This is a genomic window from Streptomyces sp. AA4 (assembly GCF_000158875.1).
Classification (GTDB): Bacteria; Actinomycetota; Actinomycetes; order Mycobacteriales; family Pseudonocardiaceae; genus Amycolatopsis.
In genome coordinates, this window is record NZ_GG657746.1 from 2,479,010 (window position 1) to 2,490,078 (window position 11,069).

General features: G+C 69.9%; 11 protein-coding genes. 10 read left to right on the plus strand and 1 reads right to left on the minus strand.

Annotation, left to right across the window (positions count from 1 at the left end; all coding sequences use genetic code 11):
• Positions 1-142 precede the first annotated feature (142 nt).
• The 9 genes from SSMG_RS11625 (at position 143) to lepB (ending at position 8,078) form a co-directional block, all read left to right on the plus strand.
• A complete protein-coding gene (locus SSMG_RS11625; protein ID WP_037713380.1) occupies positions 143-994 on the plus strand; it encodes a metalloregulator ArsR/SmtB family transcription factor in 852 nt (283 codons plus the stop codon).
• A complete protein-coding gene (sufB, locus tag SSMG_RS11630) occupies positions 991-2,439 on the plus strand; it encodes a Fe-S cluster assembly protein SufB (RefSeq protein ID WP_009075912.1) in 1,449 nt (482 codons plus the stop codon). Before SSMG_RS11625 ends, sufB begins: the two co-directional genes overlap by 4 nt.
• A gap of 2 nt (positions 2,440-2,441) precedes the next feature.
• On the plus strand, positions 2,442-3,614 hold the full coding sequence (gene sufD / locus SSMG_RS11635; protein ID WP_009075913.1) for a Fe-S cluster assembly protein SufD: 1,173 nt from the start codon (positions 2,442-2,444) through the stop codon (positions 3,612-3,614).
• 41 nt (positions 3,615-3,655) lie between these two features.
• Positions 3,656-4,426, plus strand: coding sequence for a Fe-S cluster assembly ATPase SufC (sufC, locus tag SSMG_RS11640; RefSeq protein ID WP_009075914.1), 771 nt, complete (start codon positions 3,656-3,658; stop codon positions 4,424-4,426).
• A 50-nt stretch (positions 4,427-4,476) separates the two neighbouring features.
• Positions 4,477-5,778: a cysteine desulfurase gene (locus tag SSMG_RS11645; RefSeq protein ID WP_037713382.1), complete on the plus strand. Its 1,302-nt coding sequence runs from the start codon at positions 4,477-4,479 to the stop codon at positions 5,776-5,778.
• Positions 5,775-6,224, plus strand: coding sequence for a Fe-S cluster assembly sulfur transfer protein SufU (gene sufU, locus SSMG_RS11650; RefSeq protein WP_009075916.1), 450 nt, complete (start codon positions 5,775-5,777; stop codon positions 6,222-6,224). Before SSMG_RS11645 ends, sufU begins: the two co-directional genes overlap by 4 nt.
• Positions 6,221-6,619 (plus strand): metal-sulfur cluster assembly factor, encoded by a 399-nt coding sequence (locus tag SSMG_RS11655; protein WP_009075917.1) that lies wholly within the window; start codon positions 6,221-6,223, stop codon positions 6,617-6,619. The genes sufU and SSMG_RS11655 overlap by 4 nt, the downstream gene beginning before the upstream one ends.
• A gap of 128 nt (positions 6,620-6,747) precedes the next feature.
• On the plus strand, positions 6,748-7,173 hold the full coding sequence (locus SSMG_RS11660) for a hypothetical protein (RefSeq protein WP_009075918.1): 426 nt from the start codon (positions 6,748-6,750) through the stop codon (positions 7,171-7,173).
• 125 nt (positions 7,174-7,298) lie between these two features.
• Positions 7,299-8,078: a signal peptidase I gene (gene lepB, locus SSMG_RS46795; protein ID WP_050788150.1), complete on the plus strand. Its 780-nt coding sequence runs from the start codon at positions 7,299-7,301 to the stop codon at positions 8,076-8,078.
• Between the two features lie 540 nt (positions 8,079-8,618).
• Here the strand turns inward: lepB and SSMG_RS11670 are convergent.
• A complete protein-coding gene (locus SSMG_RS11670; RefSeq protein ID WP_037716967.1) occupies positions 8,619-10,550 on the minus strand; it encodes an AarF/ABC1/UbiB kinase family protein in 1,932 nt (643 codons plus the stop codon).
• Between the two features lie 172 nt (positions 10,551-10,722).
• Between SSMG_RS11670 and SSMG_RS11675 the strand changes: the two genes are divergently transcribed.
• The coding region (locus SSMG_RS11675) for a snapalysin family zinc-dependent metalloprotease (RefSeq protein WP_158688007.1) at positions 10,723-11,069 on the plus strand (347 nt) is incomplete at its 3' end.

An 11,069-nucleotide genomic window follows, 5' to 3' on the forward strand; every position in this document is an offset into this window, starting at 1 on the left:
TTGAGGGATCTGATTCCCTCAAGGAGCCCTTCACGGACCTGGGGCCGGGTGCCGCCGCGGCGAGGCGCGTCCGGGCGTGAGTCGGGTCACTGGGCGACACCCCGCCTTTGCCCGGTGGCCGGAAATAAGACACACTTGTGTTGTGAAAAAGAACGGGACCACCGGCGAGGGGCGCGGCGACCAGCCGCGCGCCGCGGCCGTCGGCGTTCCCGTGCAGGTCAGCGCCGCGAACGTGGCCGAGGGCCGCACCCGGCACGAGGTCGCCCGGCTGCTGCTGGAGCAGGGCCCGATGACCGCCGCGGTGGTCGCCGAGCAGCTCGGGATCAGCCCGACGGCGATCCGGCGGCACCTCGACGCGCTGCAGGCCGACGGCGAGGCCGAGACCCGCGACGCCCCGCGCAAGGGCCCGCGCGGACGCGGCCGCCCGGCCAAGCTGTTCCTGCTCACCGAAGCGGGCCGCGCCCGGTTCGGGCACGCCTACGACGACCTCGCGGTCTCGGCCATCCGCTTCCTCGCCGAGCACGCCGGGCCGGACGCGGTGCGCGCGTTCGCCGAGCGCCGGGTCGAAGGGCTCGTCGGGCCGCACCGGCAGGCGATCACCGGATCGGCTGATCCGGTCGAGCGCGCCGAGGCCCTCGCGGCCGCGCTGAGCAGGGAGGGCTACGCTGCCTCGACCCGCCAGATCGGCGCGGAAACCCCGGCCGCGCACGTCGGCGCTCAGCTGTGCCAGCACCACTGCCCGGTCGCGCACGTCGCCGCGGAATTCCCGCAGCTGTGCGAGGCCGAGACGGAAGCGTTCGCGAAGCTGCTGGGCACCCACGTCCAGCGGCTGGCGACCATCGCGCGCGGAGACAACGCGTGCACCACACACGTACCCGCCGGACCGGCGGGTATCCCGGCCCATCCCGAGCCGGACCGCACGACGCCCGGAACCGCGGCCGCGCCGCCGGAAGGGCACGCACCACGGATCCCGAATGGAGGGAAACCCGCATGACTGCCGCTGCCGAGCAGCGCACTCCCACCACCGAGCCGTTGAGCCAGGAAGAGACCATCGCGTCCCTTGGCAAATACGCCTTCGGCTGGGCGGACTCCGACGAGGCGGGCGCCAGCGCGCGCCGCGGCCTGAACGAGGATGTCGTCCGCGACATCTCCGCGAAGAAGTCCGAGCCCGAGTGGATGCGCGACGCCCGTTTGAAGGCGCTCAAGCTGTTCGACCTCAAGCCGATGCCGAACTGGGGCGCCGACCTCTCGGGGATCGACTTCGACAACATCAAGTACTTCGTGCGGTCCACCGAGAAGCAGGCGGCCAGCTGGGAAGACCTGCCCGAGGACATCAAGAACACCTACGACAAGCTGGGCATCCCCGAGGCGGAGAAGCAGCGCCTCGTGGCCGGCGTCGCCGCGCAGTACGAGTCCGAGGTCGTCTACCACCAGATCCGCGAGGACCTGGAGGAGCAGGGCGTCCTGTTCCTGGACACCGACACCGCGCTCAAGGAGCACCCGGAGATCTTCCAGGAGTACTTCGGCTCCGTGATCCCGGCCGGCGACAACAAGTTCTCCGCGCTGAACACGGCGGTGTGGTCCGGCGGCTCGTTCATCTACGTGCCGAAGGGCGTGCACGTCGACATCCCGCTGCAGGCCTACTTCCGGATCAACACCGAGAACATGGGCCAGTTCGAGCGGACGCTGATCATCGTCGACGAGGACGCCTACGTCCACTACGTCGAGGGCTGCACCGCGCCGATCTACCAGTCGGACTCGCTGCACTCCGCGGTCGTCGAGATCATCGTGAAGAAGGGCGCCCGCTGCCGCTACACGACGATCCAGAACTGGTCGAACAACGTCTACAACCTGGTCACCAAGCGCGCCAAGTGCGAAGAGGGCGCGACCATGGAGTGGGTCGACGGCAACATCGGCTCCAAGGTGACCATGAAGTACCCGTCGGTCTTCCTCATGGGCGAGCACGCCAAGGGCGAGGTCCTCTCGGTCGCGTTCGCGGGCGAGGGCCAGCACCAGGACGCCGGGGCCAAGATGGAGCACCTCGCGCCGCACACGTCCTCGACCATCGTGTCGAAGTCGGTCGCGCGCGGCGGCGGCCGGACCTCCTACCGCGGCCTGGTCAAGGTCGCCAAGCGGGCGCACCACTCGCGCTCCAGCGTGGTCTGCGACGCCCTGCTGGTGGACACGATCTCGCGGTCGGACACGTACCCGTACGTGGACATCCGCAACGACGAGGTGTCCATGGGCCACGAGGCCACCGTGTCCAAGGTCAGCGAAGAGCAGCTGTTCTACCTGATGTCGCGCGGCCTCGACGAGGCCGAGGCGATGGCGATGATCGTGCGCGGGTTCGTCGAGCCCATCGCGCGCGAGCTGCCGATGGAGTACGCGCTCGAGCTGAACCGCCTGATCGAGCTTCAGATGGAAGGGTCCGTCGGCTAGTCATGTCGGTTACCGAGAACAACGTCGCCGAGTCGTTGCGGGAGGGCGCTGTCATTCCGGCGGCCTCCCGCGCGGAGCGGTTCACCTCTTACGACGTCGCGGCCTTCGAGGTCCCCGGCGGGCGTGAGGAAAACTGGCGCTTCACTCCGATGAAGCGCCTGCGCGGCCTGCACGACGGTTCCGCCGTCGCCTCCGGCGAGATCACGCTGGAGACCGAGGCCGCGCCGGAGCTGAAGATCGAGACCGTCGGCCGCGACGACGCGCGCCTCGGCGAGGCGGGCGTGCCGAGCGACCGCATCGCGGCGCAGGCGTACTCGTCCTTCGCCAAGGCCACGATCGTCACCGTGCCGAAGGAGACCGAGGCGTCGAAGCCGTCGGTGCTGCGCATCCACGGTCCCGGCGAGGGCAAGGTCGCCTACGGCCACCTGCAGGTGCGCGCCGAGGCGTTCGCCAACGCGGTGATCGTGCTCGACCACGTCGGCTCCGGCACCTACGCGGACAACGTCGAGTTCGTCATCGGCGACTCGGCCAGGATCACCGTCGTCAGCGTCCAGGACTGGGCCGACGACGCGGTGCACGTGTCCGAGCAGCACTTGCGGCTGGGCCGCGACGCGACGCTCAAGCACACCGTCGTCACCCTCGGCGGCGACTTGGTGCGCGTGTCGCCCACGGCGACCTTCGCCGACCGCGGCGGCGACGTCGAGATGCTCGGCCTGTACTTCGCCGACGCCGGCCAGCACCAGGAACACCGGCTGTTCGTGGACCACGCGGTGCCGAACTGCAAGTCCAACGTGATGTACAAGGGCGCCCTGCAGGGCGACGACGCGCACACGGTGTGGATCGGCGACGTGCTGATCCGGGCGGCCGCCGAGGCCACCGACACCTACGAGCTGAACCGCAACCTCGTGCTCACCCCCGGCGCGCGCGCCGACTCGGTGCCGAACCTCGAGATCGAGACCGGCGAGATCGAGGGGGCGGGCCACGCGAGCGCCACGGGAAGGTTCGACGACGAGCAGTTGTTCTACCTCCAGTCGCGCGGGATCGGCGAGGAGGCCGCGCGGCGGCTGGTCGTGCGCGGGTTCTTCCACGAGATCCTGGCCCGCATCGGCGTGCCCGAGGTGCGCGAGCGCCTCGAGGCCGCGATCGAGGCCGAGCTCGAAGCCGTGGGCGCCTGAGCCCGTCGTCCGTCCACTTCAGACTCTTTAGGAAAAGCAGAATGGCTACCCTGGAAATCAAGGACCTGCACGCTTCGGTGACCACCGAAGACGGTGCCAAGGAGATCCTCAAGGGCGTCAACCTGACCATCCGGTCCGGCGAGACGCACGCGATCATGGGCCCGAACGGCTCCGGCAAGTCCACCCTGTCCTACGCGATCGCCGGCCACCCGAAGTACACGGTGACCTCCGGCGAGGTGCTGCTGGACGGCGAGAACGTGCTCGAGATGAGCGTCGACGAGCGCGCCCGCGCCGGCCTCTTCCTCGCCATGCAGTACCCGGTCGAGGTGCCCGGCGTCTCGATGTCGAACTTCCTGCGCACCGCGGCCACCGCGGTCCGGGGCGAGGCTCCCAAGCTGCGCCACTGGGTCAAGGAGGTCAAGGAGGAGATGGGCAAGCTCGGCATCTCCCAGGAGTTCGCCGAGCGCTCGGTGAACGAGGGCTTCTCCGGCGGCGAGAAGAAGCGCCACGAGATCCTGCAGCTGGCGCTGCTCAAGCCGAAGTTCGCCATTCTCGACGAGACCGACTCCGGCCTCGACGTCGACGCGCTGCGCGTCGTGTCCGAGGGCGTCAACGAGTACAAGGCGGGCAACGAGGTCGGCGTCATGCTGATCACGCACTACACCCGCATCCTGCGGCACATCACCCCGGACTTCGTGCACGTCTTCGCCGACGGCCGCATCGTCGAGTCCGGCGGCCGCGAACTGGCCGACGAGCTGGAGGAGAACGGCTACGTCAAGTACGTCGGCTCCCCCGAGCCGGCCAAGGCCTGACGTTCCCCGCGCCCCGTTCCCGACGACACCACGAGAGAGGAGTTGGCTCGATGACCACCACGGCTTCGAACAGCCCGACCAACTCTGTTCCCCTTGACGTGGCGGCACTGCGTGCCGACTTCCCGATCCTGACGCGCACCGTGCGCGACGGGAAACCCTTGGTGTACCTGGACTCCGGAGCGACCTCGCAACGGCCGGTGCAGGTGCTCGACGCGGAACGGCGGTACGTGTTCACGTCGAACTCGGCCGTGCACCGCGGCGCGCACCAGCTGTCCGAAGAGGCCACCGACGCCTACGAATCCGCGCGCGCCAAGACCGCGGAATTCGTCGGCGCGGACCCGGAGGAGCTGGTGTTCACCAAGAACGCCACCGAGGGCATCAACCTCGTGGCGTACGCGATGAGCAACGCCGCCACCGCCGGGCCGGAAGCCGAGCGGTTCCGGATCGGCGAGGGCGACGAAATCGTCATCACCGAAATGGAGCACCACGCGAACCTGGTGCCGTGGCAGCAGTTGTGCGAGCGCACCGGGGCGACGCTGAAGTGGTTCAAGGTCACCCCCGACGGCCGGCTTGATCTGTCCGATATGGACAGTGTGCTGACGCCGCGCACGAAGGTGGTCGCGTTCGCGCACCAGTCCAACGTGCTCGGCACGGTCAACCCGGTGGACAAGCTGGTCGCCAAGGCGAAGGAGGTCGGTGCGCTCACCGTCCTCGACGCCTGCCAGTCGGTGCCGCACTTCCCGGTGGACTTCCACGCGCTCGGCGTCGACTTCGCGGTGTTTTCCGGGCACAAGATGCTGGCCCCGTCCGGGATCGGCGTGCTGTACGGCCGGACCGAACTGCTCGAAGCGATGCCGCCGTTCCTGACCGGCGGCTCGATGATCGAGCTGGTCACGATGGAGCGCACCACGTTCGCCGCGCCGCCGCAGCGGTTCGAGGCCGGGGTGCCGATGACGTCGCAGGCGATCGGCCTCGGCGCGGCGGTGGACTACCTGTCCGCCATCGGGATGGACCGCGTCGCGGCGCACGAGCACGAGCTGGCGGCGGCCGCGATCGCGGGCATCAGCGAGATCCCGGGCGTGCGCATCGTCGGGCCGACCGACCTGAAGGACCGCGGGGCGACCGTCGCGTTCGTGATCGACGGCGTGCACCCGCACGACGCCGGCCAGGTGCTCGACAGCCTCGGCATCGCCGTGCGGGTGGGGCACCACTGCGCGTGGCCGCTGCACCGGGCCTGTTCGGTGCCGGCGACCGTGCGGGCGAGCTTCTACCTGTACAACACGCTGTCCGAAGTGGACGCGCTGGTCGCCGGGATCCGCGAGGCGCAGAAGTTCTTCGGGGTGGACCAGTGAACCTGGAGAGCATGTACCAGGAGATCATCCTGGACCACTACAAGAACCCGCACGGCCGCGGCCTGCGCGATCCGTTCGACGCGGAGTCGTTCCAGGTCAACCCGACCTGCGGCGACGAGATCACCTTGCGGGTGAAGGTCAGCGACGGCAAAGTCGAGGACGTGTCGTACGACGGGCAGGGCTGCTCGATCAGCCAGGCGTCCGCGTCGGTGCTGACCGACCTGGTCGTCGGGCACACGGTCGACGAGGCGTTCGCGACCATGGACGCCTTCGTGGAACTGATGCAGGGCAAGGGCAAGGTCGAACCGGACGAGGACGTCCTGGAGGACGGCGTCGCGTTCGCCGGCGTCGCGAAGTACCCGGCGCGCGTGAAGTGCGCCCTGCTCGGCTGGATGGCGTTCAAGGACGCGGTGTCCAGTACCACCACGGGAGCTGAGAAGGCATGAGCGAAGAGACGGTCACTGACCCGCGCGAGGGGCGCACCGCCGCGGACCTGCCCGAGCAGGCCGCCGCCGTCCCCGCCGACATCGCCAAGATCGAGGACGTCGAGGAAGCGATGCGCGACGTCGTAGACCCGGAACTCGGCATCAACGTCGTGGACCTCGGCTTGGTCTACGACATCCGGGTGGAAGCGGACAACACCGCGACGCTGGACATGACCCTCACGTCCGCGGCCTGCCCGCTCACCGACGTGATCGAGGACCAGACGTCGGCGGCGCTGACGTCCGGCGGCCTGGTGAACGACTTCCGGATCAACTGGGTCTGGATGCCGCCGTGGGGCCCGGAGAAGATCACCGACGACGGCCGCGAGCAGTTGCGGGCGCTCGGTTTCACGGTCTGAGGTTTGCTGTCGGCGAAGGCCGCTCCTGGTTTTCCGGGGGCGGCCTTCGCCGTATCCGGGGTCGGCGCGTTCGGGCGAATGCGGGCGGAACGCCGGATTCTGTCGGGGCTGGGTGCTATCACTGAGCAATGACCGAATCCGTGCCCGAAGCCGTCTCCGAAACAGAAGAAAGACCGAGCCGCGGCCTGGCCGTGGGAGCGGTGTCCGTGGCCGCGGTGAGTTTCTCGCTCGCGGTGCTGACCTGGCTGGCCTGGCTGCTGGTGCGGCCGCGGCTGCTCCTGAGCGGGGTTTATCCGCTCGTGGCCGAGGTGTTCATCCTGGTGCTCGGCGCGCTGTGGTTCGTGGCGCTGCTGGCCGGAGTCCTGGCGGTGGTGCTCGGACGGCTGGGGGGAGCGAAACGGCACGGCGGCGACCTGGCCCGCACGGGCTCGCTGCTGGGCGGGCTGACCGTCGTGGTGGCGCTGGCGGGGACGATCGCGTTCACGGTGAGCCCCGGCCCGATGACCGCGTACGGCGACGTCGGACGGCCGCTCAATTCGATTCTTCGGGAGTGAAATCCGTATAACGACCTATACGGCAGCGCGTGGTCGCACGGGTCCATTATGGACAGAGCGGCACAATCCGCCCGGACGATCCCGGGCCGCGTAACGGATCCGCGGGTTCCGCCGATCCTCGCGAGGTGATCGACGGTTTCCCGGCGCCGCCGCCGGTTGTCCGCGCGCGTCGCCGGTTCTCGGCGGTGCTGGCGTTGTTCGTGGTGGTCGCACTCGCCGGGGTGGCCGGATGCGGGTACGGGCTGGTGACGGTGCTCAGCTACCACTCGACGAGGGTGCTTGCCGGCGTGATGGCTCCCGCCGTGCCCGCCGGGACGACGATTGTCTTCGGCAAGCGGGACGGGCAGGTCTACCACCGCGGCGACGTCGTGCTGGCGCGCATGCCCGCGCACCAGGGCGACCGGGCGTTCGTCCTGCTGGGCCGGGTGCTCGGCGTGGGCGGCGACGACGTGCGCTGCTGCGACGAGAAGCGCCGGCTCGTGGTGAACGGCAAATCCGTCGACGAGCCCTACGCGAGCGGCGACGGACCGGTGTTCCGCGCGCTCGTCCCGAAGGACGCGGTCTTCGTGGCCGGCGACCGGCGCGACCTCGGCTGGGACTCCCGCAACGTGGAGGCCAGCGGACTGGACGGCTCGATCCCGGTGTCCGACGTGTACGGCATCGTGGCCGCCACCGGGCCGAGCCGGTGGTGGGTGCGCACGCTGCCGCCGACGACGGCGTTCACCGCCGCCGGATTGCCGGGTGCGCCGGAGGCGGATGAGGGACCGTTCCTGGGGCGGGTGCTCGTCTGGGCGGGGGCCGGGGCGTTTCTGCTCGGGTTCTTGGGCGCGGTGGTGACGGGGGCGCGCCGGAGCCGGAAACGGCGTCGGGCCAGTGCTGGAGCGGGGTGGCGTCCGGTCTCGTAGCGACGACTTGGACCCGTGGTGCCGCTGTTCTTGGGTACGGCGTCGGGTCGGCGTCGGGGAATCTGTTCTGGGGCAAGCAGATTCCGGCGGTCGCCACGTTCGTCGACGCCGGGGTCGGAGTCGCAGCGGTGCTCATCGGGTTCGGCGGTCCGCTCGTGATCGCCGTCCTGAGCGGCGGAAGACGACGAAGAGCAGCCGCAACCCGGCCAGGGCGCTGATCATCAGCAGGTTGTAGCCGAAACGGTGTCGGGTCGGCGGTGGGGAATCTGTTCTGGGGCAAGCAGATTCCGGCGGTCGCCACGTGCGCCGGCGCCGGGGTCGGAGTCGCAGCGGTGCTCATCGGGTTCGGCGGTCCGCTCGTGATCGCCGTCCTGAGCGGCGGAAGACGACGAAGAGCAGTCGCAGCCCGGCCAGGGCGCTGATCATCAGCAGGTTGTAGCCGAAACGGTGTCGGGTCGGCGGTGGGGAATCTGTTCTGGGGCAAGCAGATTCCGGCGGTCGCCACGTGCGCCGGCGCCGGGGTCGGAGCCGCAGCGGTGATCATCGGGTTCGGCGGTCCGCTCGTGATCGCCGTCCTGAGCGGCGGAAGACGACGAAGAGCAGTCGCAGCCCGGCCAGGGCGCTGATCATCAGCAGGTTGTAGCCGAAGACGTGGTTCAGCGTCAGTCCGGGCACCAGCTGCGGACCGCTCGAACTGGCCAGCAGCAGCACCGCCATCAGCCCGGTCGCGATGCCGACCAGGGCCAGCAGCACCTCGTGCACGAGGCCGGTCACCAGGTCGCGGTCGCGTTCGTCGGAGAACAGCCGCATGTTCACCGACAGCCTGCCTTCCTCCAGTGCCGCGCCGATGCGGTCGACGCGGCGGGGCAGGCGGCGCAGCACCGGCAGCAGCGCGGTGAATTCGTCGGTGACGGTGCGGTGCAGCGTTTCCGGGCGCAGGCCCATGCGTTCGGTGGCGAACGCGCGGGATTCGGCGACCAGGTCGAAGTCGGGAGCCAGTGTCGCGAGCGTGCCTTCCATGGTCGCCAGCGCCCGGAACACCGCGGCGATCGGCGGCGGCACGGCCAGGCGGAAGTCGGCGATGACGCGGAACAGGCCGGTGAACAGGTCGAGTCCGGGCGTCCGGCCCGGGCCGAAGTGCCGGGCCAGCAGGGCTCCGATGGCGCGTTCGAGGCGTTGTTCGTCGAGATCTTCGGGGCGGTCGACGATTTCCAGCAGACCGTCGCGGACGCCGGCCGGGTCGCCGCGGTCGACGGCGGGCAGCAGGGCTTGCAGACCGGCGCGCAGGCGGGCGTCGAGGCGACCGACGGAACCGAAGTCGAGCAGGCCGAGAGTGCCGTCTTCGAGCAGCAGAACGTTGCCCGGATGCGGATCCGCGTGGAACACCCCGCCCAGCAGCACCTGGTCGAGCAGGCCGCGCAGGAAGGTGCGGGCGAGTCCTTCGCGCGAGCACGCGGAACCGGAAGACAGCGGTTTGCCGTCCAGCCTTCGCATCACCAGTACGCGCTCGGTGGACAGTGCTTTGTGGACAGTCGGCAGCGTGACGCCGGGGGTCGGATGCGCGGCGATCGCCTCGATGTTCGCGGCTTCGGTGCGAAAATCCAGTTCGTCCTCAAGGGATTCGGCGAATCCGTCGGCCAGTTCCCGCACGCCGAGCGAGCGCGCCCAGTCGGCGCGTTCGTACAGGACGGCGGCGAGGCGGCGGACGATGTCGATGTCGCGTTCCACCTGCTCGCGAATCCCGGGCCGCTGCACCTTCACGACGACCTCGGCGCCGGATCGCAGCCGGGCGCCGTAAACCTGCGCGATCGACGCCGCGGCAAGGGGTTCGTCGTCGAGGTGCGCGAAGGCGGCGAGGTCGATTTCCTCGCGCAGCAACGCGCGCACCTCGTCCTCAGGCGCGGGCGGGACCTGGTCGTGCAGCTTGCTGAGTTCGCGGATGTACACCGGCGGAAGGAGATCCGCGCGGGTCGAGAGCAGTTGGCCGAGCTTCACGAACGTCACGCCCGCTTCTTCGAGCGCCAACCGCAGTGACCGTGCGAGTTTCGCGGAGCCGTCGGGTCCCGCGGTGCGGCGGCCGGTGAGGAACGAGCCGAGGCCGTGCCGGATCGCGATGCGCATGATCCGCGAGTAGCGCCGGGTGCGGGCGGCGCGCGACCGCAGCGACCGCATCCGGGCGAACAGTCCGGGCCCGCCGGACGGAATCGCGAGTTCGGCGACGAAAAGGACCAGCAGGGTCACCGCGAGCGCGCTGCCCGCCAGCGGGATCAGCAGTCCGATCGCGACCCCGGCGTTGCTCAGCACGGCGATCGGGAAGAGCCGGACGACGGTGCCCGCGACGAGCCAGCCCGCGACCGCGGCGCCGAGCGCCCGGACGAGACCGACGCGCACCCCGAGCACCTTCCGGGCCGCGGCGACGAGCGGCCACAGCACGACGACGTAGGCCAGCAGGCCGAGCAGCAGCGTTTGCATGCCGACGAGCACACCAGCGCGGCGGCGCGCGCGGATCCAGCCGGGGCGGGACGGGCCTCCCTCTCGCGGGGGAGCGTCCTACTTTCGGACGTGGTCGCGGCGATGGTGAACTTCTAACGTCATCGAGCAGATAACGGGTTGCTTGCTTTCTCGACGAGGTACGGAGGACACGATGCACGCACGAGGGTTCCGGCGGATCGCCGCACTGGCCGTGGGCGCCGCCGCGCCGCTCGGCCTAGGCCTGGCGACCGCGCCCGCCGCGTCCGCCGCCGCGGCGACCACCGTCTACTACAGCTCGGCCGGCGCGCCGGACTACGTCGCGCAGATCGACCAGGGCGCGGCGAACTGGAACGCCGCGGTCAGCGACGTACAGCTCGTCAAGGACGACGGCAAGGCGACGATCGTTCTCCACGAGGTGCACAGCGGGGGCTCGTACACGCAGACCGACGGGCACGGCAACGGCGACGTCTACCTGGACACGAGCCAGGTCGCTCGAGGGCTACGACCCGACCCGCATCG

Excerpts from the sequence above, each read along its gene's own strand:
- sufB (WP_009075912.1), top strand. The coding sequence starts at position 991 with ATGACTGCCGCTGCCGAGCAGCGCACTCCCACCACCGAGCCGTTGAGC.
- sufD (WP_009075913.1), top strand. The coding sequence starts at position 2,442 with ATGTCGGTTACCGAGAACAACGTCGCCGAGTCGTTGCGGGAGGGCGCT.
- sufC (WP_009075914.1), top strand. The coding sequence starts at position 3,656 with ATGGCTACCCTGGAAATCAAGGACCTGCACGCTTCGGTGACCACCGAA.
- SSMG_RS11645 (WP_037713382.1), top strand. The coding sequence starts at position 4,477 with ATGACCACCACGGCTTCGAACAGCCCGACCAACTCTGTTCCCCTTGAC.
- SSMG_RS11655 (WP_009075917.1), top strand. The coding sequence starts at position 6,221 with ATGAGCGAAGAGACGGTCACTGACCCGCGCGAGGGGCGCACCGCCGCG.
- SSMG_RS11660 (WP_009075918.1), top strand. The coding sequence starts at position 6,748 with ATGACCGAATCCGTGCCCGAAGCCGTCTCCGAAACAGAAGAAAGACCG.
- SSMG_RS11670 (WP_037716967.1), bottom strand. The coding sequence starts at position 10,550 with ATGCAAACGCTGCTGCTCGGCCTGCTGGCCTACGTCGTCGTGCTGTGG.